17 protein-coding genes are annotated in these 24,207 nt (G+C 69.0%); 6 read left to right on the top strand and 11 right to left on the bottom strand.

The genetic code is table 11. The features are described 5' to 3' along the window. Positions 1 to 4: 4 nt before the first annotated feature. Both OG976_RS06655 and OG976_RS06650 read right to left on the bottom strand, forming a co-directional pair. Positions 5 to 3,733, bottom strand: coding sequence for a multifunctional oxoglutarate decarboxylase/oxoglutarate dehydrogenase thiamine pyrophosphate-binding subunit/dihydrolipoyllysine-residue succinyltransferase subunit (locus OG976_RS06655; RefSeq protein WP_328359556.1), 3,729 nt, complete (start codon positions 3,731 to 3,733; stop codon positions 5 to 7). 188 nt (positions 3,734 to 3,921) lie between these two features. Then, positions 3,922 to 4,677: a hypothetical protein gene (locus OG976_RS06650; RefSeq protein ID WP_328359554.1), complete on the bottom strand. Its 756-nt coding sequence runs from the start codon at positions 4,675 to 4,677 to the stop codon at positions 3,922 to 3,924. A 171-nt stretch (positions 4,678 to 4,848) separates the two neighbouring features. On the opposite strand from OG976_RS06650, the gene OG976_RS06645 reads away from it, so the two are divergent. Next, positions 4,849 to 6,096 carry a multidrug effflux MFS transporter gene (locus OG976_RS06645; RefSeq protein ID WP_328363242.1) on the top strand — a complete coding sequence of 416 codons (1,248 nt, stop codon included), beginning with the start codon at positions 4,849 to 4,851 and terminating at the stop codon, positions 6,094 to 6,096. Here the strand turns inward: OG976_RS06645 and OG976_RS06640 are convergent. Then, entirely contained in the window at positions 6,093 to 7,199 is a 1,107-nt protein-coding gene (locus OG976_RS06640) for an Rv2629 family ribosome hibernation factor (RefSeq protein WP_328359551.1), read from the bottom strand. The genes OG976_RS06645 and OG976_RS06640 overlap by 4 nt on opposite strands. A 247-nt stretch (positions 7,200 to 7,446) precedes the next feature. On the opposite strand from OG976_RS06640, the gene OG976_RS06635 reads away from it, so the two are divergent. The 3 genes from OG976_RS06635 to OG976_RS06625 all read left to right on the top strand — a co-directional run bounded on the left by OG976_RS06635 (position 7,447) and on the right by OG976_RS06625 (position 11,470). After that, complete coding sequence (locus OG976_RS06635) at positions 7,447 to 9,402, top strand: DHA2 family efflux MFS transporter permease subunit (RefSeq protein WP_328363240.1); 1,956 nt, start codon at positions 7,447 to 7,449, stop codon at positions 9,400 to 9,402. A gap of 125 nt (positions 9,403 to 9,527) precedes the next feature. Further along, entirely contained in the window at positions 9,528 to 10,781 is a 1,254-nt protein-coding gene (locus OG976_RS06630; RefSeq protein WP_328359549.1) for a hypothetical protein, read from the top strand. A 2-nt stretch (positions 10,782 to 10,783) separates the two neighbouring features. Continuing rightward, positions 10,784 to 11,470, top strand: a complete 687-nt coding sequence (locus tag OG976_RS06625) for an esterase (RefSeq protein WP_328359546.1) — start codon at positions 10,784 to 10,786, stop codon at positions 11,468 to 11,470. 2 nt (positions 11,471 to 11,472) lie between these two features. On the opposite strand, the gene OG976_RS06620 is transcribed toward OG976_RS06625, so the two are convergent. From OG976_RS06620 to OG976_RS06600, 5 genes are all read right to left on the bottom strand, one after another. Beyond that, positions 11,473 to 12,036 (bottom strand): hypothetical protein, encoded by a 564-nt coding sequence (locus OG976_RS06620; protein WP_328359542.1) that lies wholly within the window; start codon positions 12,034 to 12,036, stop codon positions 11,473 to 11,475. A 62-nt stretch (positions 12,037 to 12,098) separates the two neighbouring features. Beyond that, positions 12,099 to 13,061: an alpha/beta hydrolase gene (locus OG976_RS06615; protein ID WP_328359539.1), complete on the bottom strand. Its 963-nt coding sequence runs from the start codon at positions 13,059 to 13,061 to the stop codon at positions 12,099 to 12,101. Beyond that, positions 13,043 to 13,753: an SDR family NAD(P)-dependent oxidoreductase gene (locus OG976_RS06610; RefSeq protein ID WP_328359536.1), complete on the bottom strand. Its 711-nt coding sequence runs from the start codon at positions 13,751 to 13,753 to the stop codon at positions 13,043 to 13,045. The genes OG976_RS06615 and OG976_RS06610 overlap by 19 nt, the downstream gene beginning before the upstream one ends. Continuing rightward, positions 13,750 to 14,505: an HpcH/HpaI aldolase family protein gene (locus OG976_RS06605; RefSeq protein ID WP_328359533.1), complete on the bottom strand. Its 756-nt coding sequence runs from the start codon at positions 14,503 to 14,505 to the stop codon at positions 13,750 to 13,752. The genes OG976_RS06610 and OG976_RS06605 overlap by 4 nt, the downstream gene beginning before the upstream one ends. Beyond that, on the bottom strand, positions 14,502 to 15,473 hold the full coding sequence (locus OG976_RS06600; protein WP_328359530.1) for a zinc-binding dehydrogenase: 972 nt from the start codon (positions 15,471 to 15,473) through the stop codon (positions 14,502 to 14,504). The genes OG976_RS06605 and OG976_RS06600 overlap by 4 nt, the downstream gene beginning before the upstream one ends. Positions 15,474 to 15,559: 86 nt before the next feature. Here OG976_RS06600 and OG976_RS06595 point away from each other — a divergent pair, with 86 nt between their 5' ends. Beyond that, complete coding sequence (locus tag OG976_RS06595; RefSeq protein WP_328359527.1) at positions 15,560 to 16,414, top strand: SMP-30/gluconolactonase/LRE family protein; 855 nt, start codon at positions 15,560 to 15,562, stop codon at positions 16,412 to 16,414. 2 nt (positions 16,415 to 16,416) lie between these two features. Next, complete coding sequence (locus OG976_RS06590; protein WP_328359524.1) at positions 16,417 to 17,235, top strand: thioesterase family protein; 819 nt, start codon at positions 16,417 to 16,419, stop codon at positions 17,233 to 17,235. Between the two features lie 171 nt (positions 17,236 to 17,406). On the opposite strand, the gene OG976_RS06585 is transcribed toward OG976_RS06590, so the two are convergent. From OG976_RS06585 to OG976_RS06575, 3 genes are read right to left on the bottom strand one after another with little or no spacing between them, the layout of a single operon-like run. Further along, positions 17,407 to 18,759: an FAD-binding oxidoreductase gene (locus OG976_RS06585; protein ID WP_328359522.1), complete on the bottom strand. Its 1,353-nt coding sequence runs from the start codon at positions 18,757 to 18,759 to the stop codon at positions 17,407 to 17,409. Next, positions 18,756 to 22,142: a TM0106 family RecB-like putative nuclease gene (locus OG976_RS06580; RefSeq protein WP_328359519.1), complete on the bottom strand. Its 3,387-nt coding sequence runs from the start codon at positions 22,140 to 22,142 to the stop codon at positions 18,756 to 18,758. The genes OG976_RS06585 and OG976_RS06580 overlap by 4 nt, the downstream gene beginning before the upstream one ends. Positions 22,143 to 22,172: 30 nt before the next feature. Continuing rightward, on the bottom strand, positions 22,173 to 24,200 hold the full coding sequence (locus tag OG976_RS06575; protein ID WP_328359516.1) for a putative bifunctional diguanylate cyclase/phosphodiesterase: 2,028 nt from the start codon (positions 24,198 to 24,200) through the stop codon (positions 22,173 to 22,175). Positions 24,201 to 24,207: the final 7 nt, after the last annotated feature.

The following is a 24,207-nucleotide window of genomic DNA, read 5'->3' as shown; positions in this document are numbered from 1 at the left end:
CGCCTCACGCGAACGCCTCGTCGATGATCTCCTGCTGCTCGACGGCGTGCACCTTCGACGACCCGGACGATGGCGCCGACATGGCTCGTCGTGAGATCCGCTTGATCCCGGTCAACTTCTCCGGCAACAACTCCGGCAGCGTGAGGCCGAATGTCGGCCAGGCACCCTGGTTGGCCGGCTCCTCCTGTACCCAGAAGAACTGCTGGGCGTTGGGATAGCTGTCCAAGGTGTTGGACAGCCGCCGCTTGGGCAGCGGCGCCAGCTGCTCGACGCGCACGATCGCGACGTCCTCGCGCTTGTCCTTGTCCTTGCGGGCAGCCAGCTCGTAGTAGATCTTGCCGCTGGTCAACAGGATTCGGGTGACCTTGCTGCGGTCGCCCTCGCCGTCGGTGTAGGTCGGCTCCTCCATGATCGACCGGAACTTCTGCTCGGTGAAGTCGCGGATATCGCTGACCGCGGCCTTGTTGCGCAGCATCGACTTCGGCGTGAACACGATCAGCGGCCGGTGCACTCCGTCGAGGCCGTGCCTGCGCAGCAGATGGAAGTAGTTCGCCGGGGTTGACGGCATGGCGATCGTCATCGAGCCTTCGGCCCACAGTTGCAAGAACCGCTCGATCCGGCCCGAGGTGTGATCAGGTCCCTGACCCTCGTGGCCGTGCGGCAGCAGCAGCACCACGTCGGACAACTGACCCCACTTGGCCTCACCGGAGCTGATGAATTCGTCGATGATCGACTGCGCGCCGTTGACGAAGTCGCCGAACTGCGCCTCCCACAACACCAATGCGTCCGGGTTGCCGACGGAATAGCCGTATTCGAAGCCCACGGCCGCATACTCCGAGAGCGCCGAGTCATAGATCAGCAACCGGCCGCCGGTCGGCGTGCCGTCCTGGTTGATGGTCAGCAGGTCCAGCGGGGTGAACTCCTCGCCGGACTTGCGGTCGATCACCACCGCGTGGCGCTGGGTGAAGGTGCCACGCCGGGTGTCTTGACCGGTGAACCGGATCAGCTTGCCCTCGGCCAGGAAGGTGCCCAAGGCCAGCAGCTCGCCGAACGCCCAGTCCACCTTGCCCTCGTAGGCCATCTCGCGGCGCTTCTCCAGCACCGGCTTGACCCGGGGATGCACCGAAAAGCCTTCGGGGAAGGCCAGATGCGCATCGCCGATGCGGGCCAGCAGCGACTTGTCCACCGCGGTGGTCATCCCGCGCGGGATCATCTGGTCGGCTTCCACCGACTCGCTGGGCTCGATGTCGACCTTCTCCAGCTCGCGGACCTCGTTGAAGACGCGCTCGAGCTGGCCCTGGTAGTCGCGCAGCGCGTCCTCGGCCTCTTTCATCGAGATGTCACCGCGGCCGATCAGGGCCTCGGTGTAGGTCTTGCGGACACCGCGCTTGGTGTCGATGACGTCGTACATGTAGGGCTGCGTCATCGACGGGTCGTCACCCTCGTTGTGCCCGCGGCGGCGGTAGCACAGCATGTCGATGATGACGTCCTTCTTGAACTTCTGCCGGAAGTCGACCGCCAGCCGCGACACCCACACACAGGCCTCGGGGTCGTCGCCGTTGACGTGGAAGATCGGTGCGCCAATCATTTTCGCGACGTCGGTGCAGTACTCGCTGGAGCGCGAGTCGTGCGGCGAGGTCGTGAATCCGATCTGGTTGTTGACGACGATGTGGATCGTGCCGCCCGTGCGGTAACCCCGCAGCAGCGCCAGGTTCAGCGTCTCGGCCACCACACCCTGCCCGGCGAACGCGGCGTCGCCGTGCAGCATCAGCGGCATCACCGTGAATGCCTTGGAGTTCTCGGCGTCGCCGGCAGACTGCTCTTCGAGCAGGTCCTGCTTGGCGCGCACCAGACCCTCGAGCACCGGGTCGACGGCCTCGAGGTGCGACGGGTTGGCCGTCAGCGACACCTGAATGTCGTTCTCGCCGAACATCTGGATGTAGTTGCCGGTGGCCCCGAGGTGGTACTTGACGTCACCGGAGCCGTGCGCCTGCGACGGGTTGAGGTTGCCCTCGAACTCGCTGAAGATCTGCGAGTAGGGCTTGCCGACGATGTTGGCCAGCACGTTGAGCCGACCGCGGTGCGGCATGCCGATGACGACCTCGTCGAGCGCGTGCTCGGCCGCCTGGTCGATCACCGCGTCCATCATCGGGATGACGGTCTCCGCACCTTCCAGCGAGAAGCGTTTCTGCCCAACATATTTCGTCTGAAGGAACGTCTCGAACGCCTCGGCGGCGTTGAGCTTGCTCAGGATGTACTTCTGCTGGGCGACGGTCGGCTTGTCGTGTTTGACCTCGATGCGCTCCTGCAGCCACTTCTGCTGCTCGGGCTCGAGGATGTGGGTGTACTCCACCCCGATGTGCCGGCAGTATGCGTCGCGCAGCAGGCCGAGCACGTCGCGCAGCTTCTTGGTTTCCTTGCCGGCGAAGCCTTCGACCTTGAACACCCGGTCGAGGTCCCACAGCGTCAGCCCATGGGTGTTGACGTCGAGGTCGGGGTGGCTGCGGAACCGGGTCTTGTCCAGCCGCAGCGGGTCGATGTCGGCCATCAGGTGGCCACGGTTGCGGTAGGCGGCGATCAGCTCCAGCACCCGGGCGTTCTTGTCGACGATCGGGTCGGGATTGTCGGTGTGCCAGCGCACCGGCTCATACGGGATGCCGAGTTCGAAGAAGATCTCGTCGTAGAAGTCATCAGACAGCAGTAGCTCGTGGATGGTCCGCAGGAAGTCGCCGGATTCCGCGCCCTGGATGATGCGGTGGTCGTAGGTCGATGTCAGCGTGATCAGCTTGCCGATTCCGATTTCGGCGATGCGCTCCTCGCTGGCGCCCTGGAATTCCGCCGGGTACTCCATCGCGCCGGCGCCGATGATCGCGCCCTGGCCGGACATCAACCGCGGCACCGAGTGCACGGTCCCGATGGTGCCGGGGTTGGTCAGCGAGATCGTCACACCGGCGAAGTCCTCGGCGGTGAGCTTGCCGTCGCGGGCGCGGCGCACGATGTCCTCGTAGGCGGCGATGAACTGACCGAACCGCATGGTCTCGCAGTTCTTGATGGCCGCCACGACCAGCTGCCGGCCGTTCTTCGTCTGCAGGTCGATGGCCAGGCCCAGATTGGTATGCGCCGGGGTGATGGCGTTGGGCTTGCCGTCGATCTCGGCGTAGTGCCGGTTGAGGTTGGGGAACTTCTTGACCGCCTGCACGATGGCGTAGCCCAGCAGGTGGGTGAACGAGACCTTGCCGCCGCGGGTGCGCTTGAGGTGGTTGTTGACGACGATGCGGTTATCGATCATCAACTTGGCCGGGATGGCCCGCACGCTGGTCGCGGTCGGGATCTCCAGCGAGGTGTTCATGTTCTTGACGACGGCCGCGGCGGCGCCGCGCAGCACCTGCGTCTCGGCGTCGGAGGCCACGGCGGGTCCGGCCGGCTTGGGTGCGGCCGGCTTCTCCGGTGCCTTGGCTGCCGGCGCGGGCGCCGCAGCAGGGGCGGGAGTGGGCGCTGGCGCGGGGGCGGATGCGGGGGCCGCAGCCGCCGGGGGTGGGGCCGGAGCGGGTTCCGCGGGTGCGGCCGGGGCGGCCTTGCCGTTACCCACCGACTCGGTCGTGGGTTCCGGGCTGTAGTCGACGAGGAACTCGTGCCAACTCGGGTCGACCGAGGACGGGTCGTCGCGGAACTTGCGGTACATCTCCTCGACCAGCCACTCGTTCTGGCCGAATGGTGAACTCGTACTGCTCACGGCAGTTACTCGCCTCGATTCCTGTCGTCCGGGCCAGCCGCGCTCCGACGGTTCGCCCCACTGTTGTGCCCGACTGAACGTCGCCTAAAAGGCTAACGCGTCTTCGGTGTTCCCGGAGCACGTCACGGTCATGCCCGGACGCGGTGCGGCAACCGGCACCAGTCCGTCGGTGAACGGTTACCTCCCGGCTACCTTTCGTCAGCCACCGCGGGCAGCAGATGCAGGGTGACCGGCCAGCGCGCGGGGGCGGGGCCGAACGCGGTGCGGGCGTTGTTGACGATCTTCTTGCCCATCATGCGGTTGCCGCCGCCACCTACCGCGGCACCGATGCCGACGGGGAGCATCTTGCCCAGCGCCATCGCGCTGCGCTTGATGGTGAAACGCTTGACGAAATAGCGCATCAGTCGCGTGTTGAGCTGCGACACCAGCGGCAGCGGCAGCATCTCGGCGCCCTCGGCCAGCCACGCGCCGTTGGTGCGGCCCGGGCCCACCAGCTCGGCGATCGCGCCCTTGCTGTCCTCGCCGACGAGGACGGCCAGCACCAGCGCCTGGCGTCGTTCGCGCTCCTCGAGTGGGATGCCGTGCACCTCGGCCACGGCCAGCACGAACACCGCGGTGGCCTCGAGGAACACCAGCGTCTCGCCGGCCACCGCCGACAGAGCTGCCAGTGTTCCGATCCCCGGGAAGGCGGCAGCCGAGCCGACCGCGGCGCCGCTGGCCATCACCCCGGCCAGGTAGCGCTTCTCGAGCTTGGTGACGATCTCGGCGGGCGTGGCCGCGGGATTGAGTCGGCGCAGCCGCGCGACGTAGGCCTTGACCGCGGGTGCCTGCGCTCGGGTGCCGCGTTCGAGGATCTGGGAGAGCACCCGGGCCGACATCGCCGGATCGTCATCGATCTGGGCCGGCAGGTTCTCCGGTGACGTGCCCCGTCGGCGCAGTTTCATGCGGGTGCCTTCCTGTCGGGGCCTGATGTCACCGGCCGGGCGGCTCTGTGGCGTGACCATCAGGCTAACGAACGAGCGCGCCGAAAACGTGCCCTGCGGTGATCCCCGTCACCACTGCGGTCAATCGGCGCAGGAGGAACAAATATTCGGAGGGCGGCGCTGTCGATGAGCATGGCAACATCCCGGACAGTGACCACCACGCGCAAGTCGCCTGCCGCCGCATCCCCGGCGGTGCCCAGCCGGCTCCGGATGATCGTGATCCTGGGTGCGCTGGTGGCGCTGGGTCCGCTGACCATCGACATGTACCTGCCCGCGTTGCCGCGGATCGCCCAGGAACTCGGGGTGTCCTCGTCGGTGGCGCAGTTGACGCTGACCGGCACGCTGGCCGGCCTGGCGCTCGGGCAGCTCATCGTCGGCCCGCTGTCGGATTCGCTGGGCAGGCGCCGGCCGCTGATCGCCGGAATCGGGGTGCACATGGTGGCCTCGCTGATGTGCTTGCTGGCCCCCAACATGGCGGTGCTCGGTATCGCCCGCGGCTTGCAGGGGATGGGTGCGGCCGCGGCGATGGTGGTGGCGGTCGCCGTGGTGGGCGATCTGTTCACCGACTCGGTGGCGGCCACGGTCATGTCCCGGCTGATGCTGGTGCTCGGTGTGGCCCCCGTGCTGGCCCCGTCGCTGGGCGCGGCGGTGCTGCTGCACGCCAGCTGGCATTGGGTGTTCGCGGCGCTGATCGTGTTGGCCGCGGGACTTCTCGTGATGGCGGTGCTGGCGTTGCCCGAGACGCTGCCGCCGTCGCACCGCCGCCCCCTGGCGCTGCGCTCGATCCTGGCCACCTACGCCGAGCTGTTCCGTGATCTGCGGTTCGTGATCCTGGTTCTGGTCGGGGCGCTGGGCATGTCGGGTCTGTTCGCCTACATCTCGGCGGCGCCCTTCGTGCTGCTGGGCCGGCACGGCCTGGACCAGCAGAGCTTCGCGCTGATCTTCGGTGCGGGCGCGATCGCGCTCATCGGCGCGACCCAGTTCAACGTGGTGCTGCTGCGCCGGTTCACCCCGCAGCGCATCATGGTCGCCGCGCTGATGGCCGCGACGCTGGGCGGTGCGGTGTTCATCGCCCTGGCGGCCACCCACACCGGCGGCGTGGCCGGATTCGTGGTGCCGGTGTGGACCGTGTTGGGGATGCTCGGCTTCGTCATCCCCAACGCGCCCGCCGTAGCGCTGTCACGGCACCCCGACGCCGCGGGCACCGCCGCCGCGCTGCTGGGCGCGGCGCAGTTCGGCGTGGGAGCGGTCATCGCGCCGGTGGTCGGTCTGCTGGGCAACGACGAGATCGCGCTGGCGGTGGTGATGACCGCCGGTGTGTCGATCGCCCTGGCGGCGCTACTCCTCGCCGGCACCGGTTCCGCCGAGGACGGCGCTTAGCCCGCCGAGCTGTTCTCGGCGTAGCGCAGCACCGCCGCCACCCCGTCGGCCGGGTTCAGTCGCTCGTCGGTGCGCACCAGCGCGGCGCCCGTCGCCACCGCCAGCAGCGGCAGTGCCTCGTCGGCGCGCAGCGTCCGCTCGGGTGCGCCGCCCAGGCCCGAGAGCGTGTCGGCGTCCGGCGCCACCATCGCCAGATCGGTGTCGGCGACCACGGTCGCGTCGCCGATCTCGCCGATGATCAGGGTGTCTACCGCGCCGTCGCGTAGTGCGGCCGTCACGTCGGCCAGGCCTTCGACGGCCAGCCCGGTACCTTGGCCGGCCGCGAAGCGTGCGGCGGCGTCGTCGATGGTGGCCAAACGGCGCTTGAGGAATTCCTGACCGATCTCGTGGTGCACCTCGGCCTGGTCGGTCCCCGCGGCGCGGCCGCCGCCCTGCAGTTGGACCACCTTGTCGGCGGCCCGCTCGGGCAGCGCCGAGGCCAGCTCGGCGCGTGCGCCCGCCTCACCCTCGATGAACACCAGCTCGGCGCCGGCGTCGTCGACCAGGTGGGTGACGCGGTCGGCGACCGCGCGAATGTTCTTGCGGACGGCTTCCTCGACCCGGCCCTGCGCGGTGCCGTATTCGTGGTGCTCGGCCGATTTGGCCTTGTGCACCGGCCGGCCCTCGCCGTCGACGCTCTCGTCGCTCACCCGGCCGGCGCTGTGCACGGTGATGTCGGCACCGGTGTGGTCGACGGAGACCACCAGATAGTTCGTGTGCAGCAGACCGTGCTCGACGATCGGGATCAGATAGGGCAACTCCGACACCCGCAGGATCGTGGTGGTCGGTGGCCGGATCAGATGCTCGTCGGTGACGATCGCGTCGCCCGCGGCGATCACCGCGCGGCCGCTACGCCCGACCGGCGGGTGTGCACTGCGCACTGCGGCGTCGATGGCCTCGATCACCGGGGTGTCGACGGACTGCTCCTCGAGGTGCTTACGCACATCGCGCAGCCGGGCGTCGAGTTGGGCGGCGGCGTCCTGGGTGTCGTGTGAGTCGTCGAAATAAAGCGACACGAAAGGGCCTTTCGCGTCCACCAACGAGCGAAAACGTTCCGAAAGCATTGCTTCTCCTCAGCTGTGTTGTCGGTCCGGTGTCGGTTCTCCACGGGGACCAGATCCCCCGACAGCTGTCCATTCCCAACCTACGCCGGGCCACCGCCGTGGCGTGGTCACAGCGGCGGTCGATAGTCTCGTTCGGGCATCGCAGTTGGTTGGTAGCGAAGAGACCCTGTGACGACGACGACGTCAGCCAGGGGCCCGATCCCCGTCGCGCGGAGCCGGAACGAGGTGTGTGGAGATGACCAGGAGCATGGCCGGCGAGCAGCCGGACGTGGACTTGGCCGAGCCGCCCGGGGCGCCGATCAATCCGTGGAACGCGCTGTGGGCCATGATGGTCGGCTTCTTCATGATCCTGGTCGACTCGACGATCGTGGCGGTCGCCAACCCCAGCATCATGGACGCGCTGGAGATCACCGACTACGACACCGTCATCTGGGTGACCAGCTCCTACCTGCTGGCCTACGCGGTGCCCCTGCTACTGGCCGGCCGCCTCGGTGACCGCTACGGACCGAAGAACCTCTATCTGGTCGGGCTGGCCCTGTTCACGGTGTCGTCGCTGTGGTGCGGCCTGTCCGGGTCCATCGACGCGCTGATCACCGCGCGCGCCGTCCAGGGTCTGGGCGCGGCGTTGCTGACGCCGCAGACGTTGTCGACCATCACCCGGATTTTCCCGGCGCAGCGCCGCGGCGTCGCGATGAGCGTGTGGGGCGCCACCGCCGGGGTGGCGACCCTGGTCGGCCCGCTGGCCGGTGGCGTGATCGTCGACCACCTCGGCTGGGAGTGGATCTTCTTCGTCAACGTGCCGGTCGGCCTCATCGGCCTGGCGCTGGCGGTGTGGCTGGTGCCCGCGTTGCCGACCAACAAGCAGCGCTTCGATCTGCTCGGTGTCGCGCTGTCCGGGATCGGCATGTTCCTGGTGGTGTTCGGGCTCCAGGAAGGCCAGAGCCACCACTGGGCGGCCTGGATCTGGGCTGTCATCGTGGCAGGAATCGGGTTCTTCGTCGCGTTCGTCTACTGGCAGTCGGTCAACCGCAACGATCCGCTGATTCCGCTGGAGATCTTCGCCGACCGCGACTTCAGCCTGTCCAACCTCGGCGTCGCCGTCATCGGTTTCGTGGTCACCGCGATGGTGCTGCCGGTGATGTTCTACGCCCAGGTGGTGTGCGGGCTGACGCCCACCCGTTCGGCGCTTCTGGTCGCGCCGATGGCGGTGACCAGCGGTGTGCTGGCGCCGTTCGTCGGCCGCATCGTGGACAACACCCATCCGCGTTCGATCATCGGTTTCGGGTTCTCCGTGGTGGCGATCGCATTGACCTGGCTGTCGATCGAGATGACGCCGTCGACCCCGATCTGGCGGCTGGTGCTGCCGTTGACGGCGATGGGCGTGGGGATGGCGTTCATCTGGGCGCCGCTGGCCACCACCGCGACCCGCAACTTGCCGCCGCGGCTGGCCGGGGCCGGCTCCGGGGTGTACAACGCGACGCGGCAGGTCGGCTCGGTACTGGGCAGCGCAGGCATGGCGGCACTGATGGCGGCCCGGATCAACGACGAGTTGCCTGCCGCTCCCGCCGGTGCCCCGCCGGGTGAGCTGGCGGTCCTCAAGCTGCCGTCGTTCCTGCACGAGCCGTTCGCCGCGGCGCTGTCGCAGTCGACGCTGTTGCCGGCGTTCGTGGCGCTGTTCGGGATCATCGCGGCCCTGTTCATGCTCGGTGGCGCCCCGCGGCGCATCGCCGGCCCCAGCCACTCCGGTGCCGACGAGGTGACCGACCGGATCCCGGCCTACTACGACGATGACGACTACCTCGAGTACGAGGTCGACCGGGAACCGGTGTTCACCCAGGTGCCCGAGGTGGTCGACGACGAAACCGAGCAGATCGTGTGGCAACGCCCGGTCGAGCCGCCGCATGTGCCCGTTGTTGAGCCGATCGGCTTCGCCCACAACGGCTTTCATGTCGACGAGGATCACTTCGCACCGCTGGACGGCGTACGCTCCACGTTCGCCGAGGTGTTCGCCGACGACGACGAGCCGGCGACGATCGCCGAGGACGCGCGGCTGTGGACGGTGCCGGAGACCGCCGCGACCCCGGAATCGGACTCGCTGTCGCGCCATCGCCTCAGTGACGTCGGTGAACCGCCCCGCGCCCGGCATTACCGGGAGGATTCCGGCGATACCGAGACGCACGGGCGCCATTCCCTGCGCGACTGACGGGTCTGTCAATTTCGCGTTTTCGGGTGCTCGCGGGCCGTTAGCCTGACGCCAGCATTGTGGGATCGGTAGTGCCGAGGACTGCCTTGACTGCTGATCGCAAGGGTGCCTGCCCGAGGATCGAAATGAGTGCCGCCATGAACCGCTTTCCCTACCTGCGAGTCGGTGTCGCTGTGCTCGCAGCGGCCGGGCTGGCCGGGTGCTCGCCGTCGGGTGGCCGTCCCACCGCTGAGACCGCATCGAGCACGCCGTCGACGGTCGCCGCCACCACTGCCACGACCGCCACGTCGGCTGCCGGCTCCGCAGCCGAGGGTGGGGTCACGGACGTGCCGTGGCCGCAGGTCGGGCCGGGCTGGGTGCTGGCGCAGTGGAGTGCGTCGCAGGACGCCGGTGCGACACTGTATTTGGTGGATCCGGCGGCGCACCGCTACGCGATCACCACCTTTGAACCGGGCGCCAACGTCGAACTCGTCGACTGGTCCGGCGACGGCAGCCACGCACTGTTCGCCGCGGCGGCGGTCACGCCGTCCTCGGCGATCTCGGTCGACCTGCACACCGGTGCGCAGAGCACTGTCGCGCTGTCCGGTTTCCCGCGCTACACCCGACCCGACGGACTGGCGCTGCTGGTCTCGACGCACTTCAACGGCTCGAAGCCGGGTACCCTGAAAAGGGTTGACCTGCAGGGCAATCCGCAGCTCACCTACCCGACCGAGGATCTGGGCGGAGCAGGCCAGTTCAGCGGCGAATACGCGGCGTCGCCCGACGGCACGCAACTCGTACTGGGCACGGCCAACCTCGGCAACGAGCTCGTACCGAGGACCGACAACAGCCTGGTTGTGCTGGGCAACGACGGCACGGTGATCCGGCGGCTGGCGGCGCCGATGCCCGAAGCCATGTGCGCGCCGGTCAAATGGTGGACGCCGCAGACTCTTCTGGCCCAGTGCGTCGCCGAGAAAGGCTCGGCCAACCAGTTGTGGGAGGTGCCGCTGGACGGCGGCGCACCCACCGCGCTCACCGCGGTCAACTCCGCGCGGGGAGACGACCCCGCCTTCGGCGGTGATCTCGGGGACGTGGACGCCTGGAAGCTGCCCAGCGGCGTCTTCCTGCAGTCGCTGGGCGCGGGCTGCGACCAATTCCTGTCCCGGCTCGCCTCCGACGGACATGCCACCCGCGTGAAGGTTCCCGACGTGGCCGCCGGCGCCGCCGTGACCGGCGCGGCCAACGGCCACCTGGTTCTGCGCGATCAGAAGAACTGCCGCGGAACCACCTCGCTGGTGAGCTTCGACCCGGCGAGGAACACGGCGACCGTCCTGCTCGGCCCACCGGTCAACGGCGGATCGGTGAGCCAGTCGATGCTCTACCCGAGCGCGGACTCCTGAGCATGCGGCGGGCTGTGCTCGTCTGCGCGACGGTGGTGGCCGCGGTAGTCGGCTGCCCTGTGGCGCTGGCCGCCCCGCAGTGTGGTGGGTTCGGCGCCACACTCGACACCGGGCAGACGTGCCACCTGCACACCGCTGCAGCCGGCTACACGGTCGACATGCGTTTCCCGGCCGACTATCCCGATCCGCAGCCGCTGTTCGGCTACCTGGCCGCCCAGCGCGACCAGTTCCTCGACTATGTCCAGAGCGTCGCTGCGCCGGACCGGGCGGCGCCGTACGAACTGTCCGTCAGCAGCAAGGTCTACCGATCCGGGCCAACCGAGACGGGCACTGACAGCGTGGTGTTGTGGGTTGGCCAGGACGTCGGGGTACACCCGGTGACGTCGGTGAGGACCTTCACCTTCGACCTGGGCACCCGGCGTCCCGTCACGTTCGACACCCTGTTCCGGCCGGGGTCGGCACCGTTGGACGTCATCTATCCCGCGGTCCGCCGGGAGCTCCAGAAGGCCTGGGGTGCAGAGACTCTGGCGCCGCTGCGCGATGGCCTCGACCCGGCGACGTACCAGAACTTCGCGATCACCGACCAAGCCGTCGTCTTCTACTTCGACCAGGATCAGCTACTCGGCCAGAACGAGGGTCCACTGCAGGTCGTGGTGCCGCGCGAGGAGCTCGCCTCGCTGCTGGCGTGACGTCAGCTGACCGGCAGTAGGTCGGGGTAGTCGGTGCGCACCGGCCGGCCGTGGCTGAAGAACGTCTCGAACGATGTCACCACCGTGGCGCCGGCTCCGGCTGCCGCCAATGCCTGCGCCTTGAACATTCTTGCCGCCGAACTCAATTCATGGCGCACCTCGGCACCGCGGCTGCCCAGAGCAGGAACCCAGGGCGCACCCCAGAGGGTGACCTCGGTGCGCGATGACCGTAGCGCCGCACCCACCGCGTCGCGGACGCTGTCGTCGGCATTGCATAGCGGCCCGGACACTGCGAGAGCGCGGCCTGCCGGCCTGCCGTCGTAGAGGGAGTGCGCTGCCGCGGTGTGCACGCCCAGAATCCGCAGTGGGCCCGCGTCGACGCCGTCGGGCACCGCGACGGTGACCTCCCAGCCCGCCATCACCCGGTCGAAGAGCCAGCCGCCTGCGCCTGCCACCACGTCGGCGACATCGGTGCCAAGGACATCCAGCTCGTAGCGGGCACATCGTGGTGCCCGCTGGCTGCGGGTCGTGACGCCCTCGTCGAGGTCGAACACGTCAGCTCTCATGGACCCTCCATCGATCGGCGCACACGCGTCCAGCGTGACACTTCGGCGTCATTCTGTAAAGGTCAGGGTAGCGCAAAGAACCGCCGAAGCGCCTCGGCGTGCATGTCGAGCAGCCCTTCGGTGACCGACCACTGCGGGCACAGGGAGTCGAAACCGTGACAGGTCGCGCCGATGACGTGCACATCGGTGCGGACCCCGGCGCGCATCAACTCGCGGGCATAGTCGAGGGCTTCGTCGCGCAGTGGATCCAGCTCGGAGCAGGTGATGAATGTGCTTGGTGCACCGCCCAATCGGTGGTTGCGCGCCGGCACCGATGCGCCGGTCGACGCGGTGTCGCCGAGGTAGTAACGCCACATCAGTGCGGCTGCGGGTCCGTCGAATCCGGGGGTGGTGAGGAACTCCGCCTTGGCGGGGGTCGGACGGTCGTCGAGCACCGGCTGATGCAACAGCGCGCCGACGATGGGTACCGGGGTGTGCTCGGAAATGCGCTGGGCCAGCCCTGCCGCCAGCGCCCCGCCCGCGCTGCTTCCCGCGACGGCCAGCCGGTCGCGGTCGCAGCCAAGGGCGTCGGCCTGGTCCCACGCCCAGTGCAGTACGGCGCCGGCGTCTTCGAGGGCGGCCGGGAAGGGATGCTCGGGAGCCAGGCGGTAGTCCACTGACAGCACAGTGCAGCCGGCGCGGCGGGCGAGCTCGACGCACTGGCGGTGGTCGGTGTCGAGGTTGCCCAGGACGAATGCCCCGGAGTGGCAATAGATCACCGCCGGTGACGGTGCGGGTGCGCCGCGATAGATGCGGACCGGGACCGGCGGCCCGCCGTCGCGCTGGGCCGCCGTGTCGCTGATCTGCACGCCGCTGGTGTCGACGGTCACGGCCGACTCGCGCCTGCGTTGGTTCAGTGAATTCCGCACGGCGGCAAGGGTGTCCAGCGACAAGTCGGTACGGGCAGCGGCGAACGGGTGCAGTGCGGGATCGAGCCTGCGGACGATCTCGGGGTCGGCCTGTGACGTCAGCCGATCTGCAGGCATTGACCACCGTCGACGACGAGTTCGGATCCGGTGATGAACGAAGCCGCGTCGGAGACCAGGAACGCCACCGCGTCGGCGATCTCGGCCGGTTTACCGAGGCGGCCGCTGTAGGCGCGGGCGGCCAGGCGTTCGCGGGCCGTCTCGTCGAGCATCGGCGTCTCGATCGGGCCGGGGAACACCGAGTTGACCCGGATACCGTCGCGGGCCAGTTCGGCGGCGGCGATCTGGGTCAGGCCGCGCAGCGCCCACTTGGACGAACCGTAGGCCGCGTGGAACGGGAACGGCCGGATGGCGCCGGTGCTACAGGTGTTGACGACGGCGGCACCCTCGGAGCTGCGCAGGTGCTCCAGGCACGCGGTGATGCCCAGGAACGGCCCCAAAGTGTTGACTCGCCAGGCGCGTTCGAATCCCTGCGCGCTCTCCTCGCCCAGCGGTGCACGGTGCAGCGCCCCGGCATTGTTGACCAGGACGTCGAGCCCGCCGAAGCGGTCGACCACTGCGGCGACGGCGGCAGCCCACTGCTGTTCGGAGGTCACGTCCAGCTCGACCGCCAGCACGTCGGGGTCCTCGGAGGTGAACTCGAGCAGGTCTGCGGCGCCGACCAGGAACCCGTCGGCGCGCAGCCGGGCGACGATGGCCGCACCCTGTCCGCGGGCCGCCCCTGTCACCAGGGCGACGCGCCGGCGGCTCACCGCGGCCCCGCAGCGTCATTGAGATGGGCAGCGGCTCCCCGGCGTAACGCCTGTGATTCGGCGGCAAGAGTGATCATCTGAAAGCCCAACGCGGCCAGCTCCTTTCCGGTCTTCCCGTCCCCGGCGTGGATACCCGCCACCACGTTCGCGGCGACGGCCGCCTGCTGCACCCTGGCCAGCGCGTCGCGCACCGTCGGGTCCGCGGTGGCACCCGCTACTCCGACGCCCAGCGAGATGGCAAGATCGGCCGGCCCGACATAGACACCGGAAAGTCCAGGCACCGAGCAGATCTCGGCCACAGCGTCGAGGCCGCGTGCGGTCTCGATCATGGCGAACACACTGACCCGCTCCTGCAGGGTGGCGGGATCGCGGCCGATATCGCTCCGCAGCGGCCCGTAGCTGCGCACGCCGGCGGGGGCGTAGCGGGTGGCTGCGACCGCGTCGGCAGCCTGTTGCGGGGTGTCGACCATCGCCACGATGATCGCGTCGGCTCCGGCGTCGAGCACCCGGCCGATCGGTGCGGGGTCGGCGGAGGGCAGCCGCACGGCGGTCGCGATCGGAACGTGCTCGATGCGGCGCAGCAGCACCGCCACGTCGGCGTCGTCGAGATAGCTGTGCTGCAGGTCGAATCCGATGTAGTCGTAACCCGCACCGGCGAATTCGCCCGGTCCGAGGAACGACGGCCCGGTGATCCAGCCGCCCCACACCTGCGCCTTGGCGGCCAGCGCCTGCTGCAGCCTGCTGCCGGTCACGCGTTCACGATCGCGATCTTGACGCGCCCCGGTGTTGGGCGGCAGGCGAATTCGAAGGCGTCCTGGACCTCGTCGATACCGAAGGTGTGGGTGACGTACATGCCGAGCAGGTCGGGGTGCGCACGGGCGAACGCGTCGGCGGCGTCGAGCACGCGACGGCGATCCAGCGTGACACCGGCTTTCAGCGTCAGGTTGTTGCGCAGCATGGTGCGCATGCTGATCGGATAGCTGTCGTCGTCGGGCACGCCGAAGTAGAACACGGTGCCGCCGAACGCCGCGGCCTGCACCGCGTTGTTCAGGGTGGCGACCTGATGGCCGACCGCTTCGATCACCACGTCGGGCTTGTCGTGTGGCGACAGGTGCGTCACCCACCGGTCGCTGGTGGAGCGGACCACTGTGTCCACGCCGAACTTCGCGCCGATGTCGTCGCGGTAGATCGGGTCGACCCCGGTGACCCTCGCCGCGCCGAACGCCTTGGCCACATACGAGAACAGCAGGCCGATGGAGCCCTGCCCGATCACCGCGACGTGCTTACCGGCCAGCGACGGAAGTTGTTCGACGGCGTAGAGGATGCAGGCCAGTGGTTGCAGGCCGACGGCATGGGCGGGGGACAGGGCGGGGTCGTAGGGCGCCAGCCCGTCGCCGTCGGACACGACGTATTCCATCAACCCGTCGAACCCGGAGGCCCAGCCCACCACCAGCTCGCCCACCTGGTGGCGTGGATGCGCGGAGGCGACCACCTCGCCGGCGACCTCGTGAATCGGGAAGCCCGCCATCTCGGCGGCCAGTGCACCGGTGTCGCCGGGCAGCCGGCCCTGGACACCCTTGAAGCCTGGCAGGTCGCTGCCACAGACGCCGGCGGCCAGGAACTTCAGCAGCACCTGCCCGTCACCGAGACGCTCGGCCGACGGTTCGGGGAGCGTGACCTTCTCGAAGGCATAGGGCGCGACAAGGCGATAACACCACACCTCGTCAGCTCTCCGATGCCGCGCGGGTCGTTGACAATGACACGCCAGCAGCGTGACACTCGTGCGATGTTTTGTAAAGGTGCGCCATGAGTGTCCTCGAGTCGGAACCGGTCCGGACAACCCTACTGGCCGAAGGGTTCTGCTTCGGTGAGGGCCCGCGCTGGTTCGAGGGATTGCTGTGGTTCTCGGACATGCTCGGCGAGGCGGTGCACACCGTCAGCCTCGACGGGTCGGTGACCACGGTCGCGCTGCCCGGCCACGCCCCGTCCGGTTTGGGGTTCCGGCCTGACGGCACCCTGCTCATCGCCTCGACCGAACGCCGGGTGATCCTGGGCTACGACGGGGAGACGGTGACCGAGGTCGCCGACCTGTCGGCGGTGACGCCGGCCAGCCTCGGTGACATGGTCGTCGACGGGCACGGCCGGGCCTACGTGGGGTCGCAGGCCCGCGACGGTGGCGTCGTCGTCCGGCTCGACCCGGACGATTCGGTGCGGGTGGTGGCCGGCGGCCTGGATTTCCCCAACGGCATGGCCGTCACGCCCGACGGCGCCACGCTGATCGTGGCGGAGTCGATCGGCAGACGGCTGACCTGTTTCGACATCGACAGCGACGGTGAGCTGAGCGGGCGCCGGATCTTCGCCGACGGTCTCGACGGTCCACCGGACGGGATCGCGCTGGACGCCGGAGGCGGGGTGTGGACGTCGATGACGCTGGCCCATCAGTTCCAGCGGGTGGTGGCCGGCGGTAGCGTCACCGACCGGATCGCCGTCGGGGACCGGGCGGCGATCGCCTGCATGCTCGGCGGCCACGACCGGCGCACGCTGTTCCTGTTGTCGAGTGCCGACGCATACCCGGCACGGATGGCGGGGACGCGGACCTCGCACCTGCAGACCGTCCGGGTCGAGGTCCCCGGGGCGGGCTTTCCCGGAATCGAAAGGTGAGCATGACCGACAGCTACTACGAACTCGTCGACCCCGCCGATCCGCGGGGGGAGAAGTTCCGGGCCACCGACATGGTTCGCAGTACGTGGTCGTCGCACATCCAGCACGGCGGGCCGGTGTCGGCATTGTTGGTGCGGGCGATGGAGCAGTGCGACCGGCGCGACGACACCCGGCTGAGCCGGGTGGTGGTCGACCTCCTGGGCGGGGTGCCGGCCGACGGCGATCTGTGGGTCAGCGCCGCGATCGAGCGTGGCGGCAAGCAGATCGAGTTGGTCAGCGCGGTGATGCTCGGGCAGGGGCCCGACGGTGCGCCCCGGCCGGTCGCCAAGGCCAGCGGGTGGCGGTTCCAGACGGTGCCGACGGCGGACTTGCGCAGCGCCCCGGTGTCGCCGCTGTCGCCGCGGGAGGCCGGAATCAATCGCAACCTGGCAGAGAAGTTCGATCCGAACTATGTGCACAGCACCGACTGGCTGTGGCTGACCAAGCCGCTTGCCCCCGGGCCGGGGGAGTCGTGGCTGCGGCCGCGGGTGGACCTGGTGCACGGTGAGCAGATGTCGCCGGTGCAGCGGCTGCTCGCGATTGCCGACTGCGCCAACGGAATCGGCTCGAAGATCGACATCACCAAGTACACGTTCCTCAACACCGATCTCGCGGTGCACGTGCACCGGGTGCCGGCCGGGGAATGGGTCGGCATCCGTTCGGAGACCATGTACGGCCCGGACGGCGTCGGCACCACCGTCGGAACGCTGTTCGACGACAGCGGAGCCGTCGGCAGCATCCAGCAGTCAGTGCTGGTCCGTCCGCGGCCGCCGAGAGGCTAGGGAGAGGACACCCCCTCGTGCCCGCCTCCGAGCGACTTTCGCTGTCGTGCGGACGAATTGTCGCTCAGAGGCGGGCACAAAACGGGTCGGTCCGCACACCGAGTTCACCGAGAGTAACGCCAGGGCGCTAACTGCCGGGTTCTGCCGCCATGGCGTTACTGTCGGCGCACGTCAGTCGAACAGCACAGCCGGGTTCAGATACCCGGTCGGGTCGAAGGCCGCCTTGATGGTGCGCATCGCGGCGATGTCGGCCGGCTCGCGCGACATCCCCAGGTAGGCCCGTTTGCGGCTGCCGATGCCATGCTCGGAGCTGACGTTACCGCCATGGGCGGCAATGAGTTTCATCATCGCGGCGTAGAGATGGCTTTCCTGCTCGGCGCCGCAGCGCAGCACGTTGAGATGCAGATTGCCCTCGCCGATGTGGCCGAAGAGGATCGGAATGGCCTGCGGGGCATGCTCGGCGACCAGCGCGGCGGAATCCTGCGCAAACGATGCGACAGCCGTAAGTGGCAGCGAGACATCGAATTTCAGCGGCGGCCCGAACAGGCCGACGATCTCGGCCGTCGACTCGCGGACCTGCCACAGCCGCTGCTGGGATCCCGCGTCGATGCCGACGGCGGGCTCACCGGCGAGGTCGGCCTGCTCGAGGGCGTCGGCCAGCCGTTCGGTCAGGTCGATCTCACCTGCCAGTTCGACCAGCAACAGCCAATCGCCCTCGACGGGCACCGGCACGTCGAAGTGTTCAGCGGCCAGCGCGGCGGCCCGGGCGTCCAGCATCTCCAAGGCCGCGACGGACTCGGTGTCGCGCAGGACCCGCCCGGTGGCCACCAAGGCCTCCAGGCTGGCGAACCCGCACACCGCCGTGACCCGGTGTGCGGGAACCGGATGCAGGCGAAGGTCCAGTGCGGTGATCACGCCCAGCGTGCCCTCGGCGCCGACGAACAGCGCCGCCAGGTCGTAGCCGGTGTTGTCGGCACGCACCTGGCTGTGCCGGTGCACCACCGAACCGTCGGGCAGTGCGACGTCCAGGCCGATGACCTGTTCGCCCATGTTCCCGTAGCGCACGGTCCGCAGGCCGCCGGCATTCGTCGAGGCCATCCCGCCTACCGTCGCCGAGTCACGAGCCGCCAGGTCCACCCCGAACAGCAGACCCGCCGCCGCAGCGGCGCGCTGCAGGCCGGCCAGCGTCACCCCGGAGCCGACCCGGACCCGCCGATCGTTGACATCGACCTCGCCGATCTCCGTCAGCCGTTCGGTCGACAGCAGCACGTCGTCGTGCTCGGGCACGGTGCCTGCCACCAGCGAGGTGCGACCACCCTGAACGGTCACCGACACCCCGGCGTCGCGGCATTCCCGCAACACCGCGGCCACTTCGTCCGCCGAGCCGGGCCGTACCAGGGCGCTGGCCTGCCCCCGGTAGCGCCCGGTGTAGTCGACGCTGCGGCCGTCGAGCACGTCGGCGTCGGTGACGACCTGCGCGGTGCCCACAATGGCCTGCAGGCGCTGCGCCAGCGAAGAGCTCATGGCGAGGGTCTATCACACATCGCCAGGAACGCCCCCAACTCCACCAATCCCGCCGGTGTCGACGGCAGATACTCGGTCAGCATCGTCGAGCGGACGATCACCGCGGCGTACTTGGCCCGGCTCACCGCGACATTGAGCCGATTGCGGTTGAGCAGGAACGAGATTCCGCGCGGCACATCGGCGATCGACGACGCCACCAACGACACGAACACCAGCGGGGCCTGCCTGCCCTGGAACTTGTCGACGGTGCCGGCCTGCACGTCGCCCAGCCCCGCCTGCTCGAGCAGGCGGCGCAGCAGCACCACCTGGGCGTTGTAGGGCGTGACCACCAGGACGTCGGCGGCGGTCAACGGCCGGGTACCGCTCTCGTCGGTCCACGGCGAGCCGAGCAGCCGGGTGATCTCGGCGACGATCGCCTCGGCTTCCTCGCTGCTGTCGGTCGAGTTGCCGTCGTGGTCGATGGACAGCACGTGCACGCCGGGCTCGATCCCATCGAGCCGCCGCGCGGCGGTCGTGTCCTCGACCGACTGCAGCCGCCCGTCGTAGCTCAGCCGTGACACCGCGGTACACACCGACGGGTGCATCCGGTACGAGCGGTCCAGGAAGTAGCCGAGTTCCTCGGGCAGGGTGTGCAGGCCGTCGACCAGCCAGCCCAGCGCGGAGGCGTCGACCGGCTCGGGATGGGTGCCCTGGCTGACCTGCGGCAGTTGCTGTGGGTCGCCGAGCAGCAGCAGGTTGGCCGCCGACGAGGCCACGGCGATGGTGTTCGCCAGGCAGAACTGGCCGGCCTCCTCGATCACCAGCAGGTCGAGCGCCCCCGGCGGGACCCGGTTGCGGTTGGCGAAATCCCACGCCGTGCCGCCGATCACGCAACCCGCGTTGTCGGTGATGAACGCCGGATAGGCCGCCTCGTCGATGTCGGTCCACGGGCCGGCGCCACTGGGCTTCTTGGCGACGACGTTCGGGTCGACGCCGGCGGCGATGATGTCGCGAAACAGGTTCTCCACAACGGCATGTGACTGTGCGACCACGCCGATGCGCCAGTGCCGGTCGTTGACGAGGGTGGCGATCACCCGGGCAGCGGTGTGGGTCTTGCCGGTACCGGGCGGGCCGTGCACCGCGATGTAGGAGCAGTCCAGCGACAGCAGCGCGGTGGTGATGTCGGCGACGCAGTCACCGGTGCGCGGCAGTGGTCCGCCGGTGCGGGGCGGGCGGCGCAGCAGGATGTCGACGACCGCCGAGGCCGGCAGGGCCGGCAGACCGTCGGCGATCTGCCCGGCGGCGGCGTCGATCGACTCCCGTAATGCCTTGGTGGAGAATGGCGCACCCGGGGTCAGCGCGAACGGCAGCCGGTCGTAGGTGCCGCCGGTCTTGGGTTCACGCTCGAACATCAGGACCTCGGTCGGCGCGGCGGGGTCGTCGCACTCCAGGACGGTCACCGAGGCGTAGGCGCGCCGCTCTGGGTCGTCGGAGAGGCCGGCCGGGCTCGGCGGGTCGTAGAGCGCGTACATGTCGCGGCTGAGTTCGCCCGCGGCTATCGACCCGGTGAGCAGCAGGCGCCGTTGCGGCTTACGGGCCCGCGGCGGCGTGTGCCAGTCGGTGTCGATCTGGGGATTGTCGATGAGGAAAACGCCTGCGCTGTCCGACCATTCGTCGACGGGGCTGTTCAACCGGTCGAAGTGTCCCCACCAGAACGGCTTGTCCTCCCGTCGGTGGTAGCCGCGCGCCGCAGCGATCATCGCGACGGCCCGCTGTTCGGGGGAGCGGGCCGACACGTCGTCGCCGGCGAAGCGCGCCAGTTTCTTGGCAACGTCGTCGTGGACCTCGACCTGTGCGCTGTCGCGCACGGGCTGGGGCCCCAGCGGGGGCACACCGGATTCGAATGCACGCCGCAGCAACCAGTCTCGCAGCATCCGGGTGGACCGGCAGTCGTAGTGGTTGTAGTCCTCGATCTCCTTGAGCACGTTGGCGGCCTCGTCGGCGCGGCCCTCGGCGAGCAACTCGCAGTAGCGGGCGTACATGGTGATCGAATCCGTCGCCGTGGTGACGTCACCGGTGCGCAGCTGCGAACCCATATACAGCGGCTCCAGCGACTTGAGGCTGTAGTTGCCGGTGCCGACCCGAATGCTCTTGCGCACCAAGGGATACAGGTCAACCAGCACGCCATTGCGCAGCAGCTCGTCGACTTCGTCCTCACCGTCACCGTACCGGCCGGCCAGTCGTAGTAGCGCCGTCTTCTCGTAGGCCGCGTAGTGGTAGATGTGCATCTTCGGAAAACGCTTGCGCCGCTTGCGTACCAGGCCCAGGAACTCGCGCAGGGCCGCGCGCTCGGCGGCACGGTCGTGTGCCCACAATGGCTGGAATTCGTCCTGGGCACTGAGCACGCCGAACATGTACTCCAGGCCCCATTCGCGCCCGTCGGCGGTCCACAGCGGGTCGCCTTCGAAGTCGAAGAACAGATCGCCCTTGTCATGGTCGGGCAGCAGCATCAACGGCTGGGCGTCGACGACCTCGAACGGCGGCATACCGTCCCGGGGTGTGATCTGCAGGCGGGCCTGGCCGCGCAGCGCGTGCACCGTGCGCGCGGGCAGCTCGGGCACCGGCCCCTCGTGTTGGGCCAGCTCGGTCATGGTGGTGATGCCGGCGTCGAGCAGGCGGGCCCGCTGGCTCACCCGCATACCCGCGACCAGCAGCAGGTCGTCGTGGGCGCGGACCTGGTCCTCGCATTCCGGGCAGCGCATACAGGCCCGGATGCTCTGGTCCTCCCAGCCGACGGCCACGCCGCCCGCGTAATGACGGTCCAGGAGGTCCTGCAGCCCGGCCCGCCGGGAGCGATACACCGGAAGGAGCTCGTCGACCCGGTAGGTCATGGTCGTCTGATCGCCGAGAACCAGCTGCACCTCGTCGTGCACCGGCACACCGTCGGCGGCCAGCGTCTCGGCGTAGGCGGCCAGCTGCAGCAGCGCCTCGACCTTGACCGAGCGGGCCAGCTTGGTGTCGCGCAGCCGGTAGCGGTCCTCGTCGAGGATCAGGAAGTCGGCGAACCCGACGAATCGGCCGTCGAACATCGCAGCCTGATAGATGACCGGTGCCCGGCGTTCGACCGCGTGCCGGGTGGCGTCGGCGGCCGCGGTGAGCCCGGCCAGCGAGTACGCGGGCCGCCCGATCACCGCGACATCGGCACGCTCCCGCAGCTGGTGGAGGTGGCGCTGCTCGTGGACGTCACCGAGGGCGGCCGTCCGCGCCAGCAACTCGTCGGCCGACGAGACCTTCGGGCCGCGGCCGAGTTTCGCGTCGAAGGAGCGCAGCAGCGCGTACTCGCAGCGGGCGGCCGCGGCGAGGTCGGATGCGCTGTAGATGACGCTTCCGTCGATGACGAACACAGCCCCACTCTAGGCGGGGAGTCCGACAGCTCAGGGGTGCGCCGGGATGGCCAGGGTGGCGAGTTTGGGACGAAGGAGCAGGGCCTCGAGTTCGTCGGCCGGCAAGGGCGGCGAGAAGTAGTTGCCCTGGCAGTAGTTGCAGCCCAGCGAACGCAGCCGGGCGATCTCCTCGGTATTCTCTGCGCCTTCGGCGACCACTTCCATGTCGAGGCTGCGGGCCAGCACCACGATCGTCTTGACGATCTGCAGGCTCTCCATGTTGCTTTCCATCCGGGAGATGAAGGAGCGGTCGATCTTGAGCACCTGCAGCGGGAATCGGTGCAGATAGCTCAGACACGAGAAGCCGGTGCCGAAATCGTCCATGCTCAACTGGATGCCCAACCGGCGCAACCGATTCAGGACGTCGGCGGCATACTCCGCGTCGTCCATCGTCATCGTTTCGGTGATCTCCAGGCGCAGCTGGGCCGGGTGAACACCGGTCTCGGCGAGGATCGCGCTCACCTGGTCGACCAGGTCGGGCTGGGTGAACTGACGCGGCGAGAGGTTCACGCTGACGGTCAGCGGCGGTCGGCCCGCGCGGCCGGCATTCCAGTGGCGCACCGCCAGGCAGGCCTGCCGCAGGACCCACATACCCAGCGGGACGATCAGACCCGTCTCCTCGGCGGCCTGGATGAATTCGTCCGGGTAGCGCAGGGTGGTGGGCGACGTCCGCCAGCGCACCAGCGCCTCCACTCCGACGATCTCGTCGTCGGTCAACGACACGACCGGCTGGTAGTGCAGTTCGAACGCTTCGTCACGCACCGCGGCGCGTAGCTCGCTGTGCAGGTCGAGGCGGCGGGTGGCCGAGGTCTGCATCATGTCGTCATACAACTCGGTGCGGCCCTTGCCGCGTGACTTCGCCTCGTACATGGCCATATCCGCGTGCCGCACCAGCGCGTCGGCTGAGAATGGCTCCGCCGTACTCATCGCGATGCCGATGCTCGCGCTGGTGACCACCTCGTGCCCCTCGACGCGGAACGGGTTGCCCAAGACGGTGTGGATCCGGTCGGCGATCGCGACGGCGTCGCCCCTGGTGTGGACCCCGCGCACCAGGATGGTGAACTCGTCACCGCCCATCCGGGCCAGCAGCGTCCCGGGCGCGGGGTCCGCGGCGCGCCCGGTGAAGTCCCGCGCCCGGACCGAGGCCATCAACCGGGCGCCAACCTGGGTGATCAGGGCATCCCCGGCCGCATGGCCCAGGCTGTCGTTGACCAGTTTGAACCGTTCGAGGTCGATGAACATGACGCAGAACCCGGCCTGGCGGTCCAGTGAGAACTCGCGCAGGGCTTCGTCGACCTCGCGCAGGAAGTGCAGCCGGTTGGGCAGGCCGGTCAGGGAGTCGTGCAGGGTGTCGTGCAACCGGTCGTTGGCCCGGTCACGTTCGATGACGCGACCGAGCTGGGTGCCCGCCTGGCGGATCATCCGGGTCAGTATCGGGTCCTCCGGCATCGGATTGGGTCCGAAGAACTCCAGCGCGGCAACCACGTCCGGACCGATGAGCAGCGGCACGGCGAAACCAGCGCGCAGCCCGCAGCGCAGCGCGGCCTCGCGACGGGTGAACAGGGCGGTCATGAGGTCGTCGAGCCACACCGGTGCCGCCGATGCCCAGACCCGGCCTGCCAGCCCCTCGTTCTCTGCGAAAATCGCTCCGGCCGTGGCGTATTGGAACTCGGAGAGGTCCAGGCCCGGCGAGGTATGCCAGATGTTGGACGGCCACATGCGTCGGGTCGGCCCGTCCCCGGCGACGATGTAGGCGTGCGCGGCCGACCAGCCGGTGAACCGGCACATGTACTCCAGCGCCGTCTTCAGCACCTCCTGGGCCGAGCCGCCCTGGTTGGCCATGATCGTGATCTGCGAGAGGAATTCGAGTTCACGCTGTTTCTGATAGAGATCGCGCAAGCCCTGCTCGGCGATGTCCTCGGCGGCGTGCCGGATCTTGGTCTCCCGTTCCAGCCGGCGGCGCAGCCGCTCGTTGTCGGCGGCCAGCGCCGCCAGTTCGGCCGATCCCCGGTTGTCCATCACGTGT

This window comes from Mycobacterium sp. NBC_00419 (assembly GCF_036023875.1).
Taxonomy (GTDB): domain Bacteria; phylum Actinomycetota; class Actinomycetes; order Mycobacteriales; family Mycobacteriaceae; genus Mycobacterium.
The sequence above is the reverse complement of the archived record's forward strand: the minus strand, read 5'-3'. Positions and strand labels throughout refer to the sequence as shown.

Coding starts and splice junctions, on each gene's coding strand:
- OG976_RS06590 (WP_328359524.1), top strand. CDS start 16,417: ATGACCGACAGCTACTACGAACTCGTCGACCCCGCCGATCCGCGGGGG.
- OG976_RS06645 (WP_328363242.1), top strand. CDS start 4,849: ATGGCAACATCCCGGACAGTGACCACCACGCGCAAGTCGCCTGCCGCC.
- OG976_RS06575 (WP_328359516.1), bottom strand. CDS start 24,200: ATGGACAACCGGGGATCGGCCGAACTGGCGGCGCTGGCCGCCGACAAC.
- OG976_RS06635 (WP_328363240.1), top strand. CDS start 7,447: ATGGCCGGCGAGCAGCCGGACGTGGACTTGGCCGAGCCGCCCGGGGCG.
- OG976_RS06625 (WP_328359546.1), top strand. CDS start 10,784: ATGCGGCGGGCTGTGCTCGTCTGCGCGACGGTGGTGGCCGCGGTAGTC.
- OG976_RS06595 (WP_328359527.1), top strand. CDS start 15,560: ATGAGTGTCCTCGAGTCGGAACCGGTCCGGACAACCCTACTGGCCGAA.
- OG976_RS06630 (WP_328359549.1), top strand. CDS start 9,528: ATGAGTGCCGCCATGAACCGCTTTCCCTACCTGCGAGTCGGTGTCGCT.
- OG976_RS06650 (WP_328359554.1), bottom strand. CDS start 4,677: ATGAAACTGCGCCGACGGGGCACGTCACCGGAGAACCTGCCGGCCCAG.
- OG976_RS06585 (WP_328359522.1), bottom strand. CDS start 18,759: ATGAGCTCTTCGCTGGCGCAGCGCCTGCAGGCCATTGTGGGCACCGCG.
- OG976_RS06615 (WP_328359539.1), bottom strand. CDS start 13,061: ATGCCTGCAGATCGGCTGACGTCACAGGCCGACCCCGAGATCGTCCGC.
- OG976_RS06640 (WP_328359551.1), bottom strand. CDS start 7,199: ATGCTTTCGGAACGTTTTCGCTCGTTGGTGGACGCGAAAGGCCCTTTC.
- OG976_RS06620 (WP_328359542.1), bottom strand. CDS start 12,036: ATGAGAGCTGACGTGTTCGACCTCGACGAGGGCGTCACGACCCGCAGC.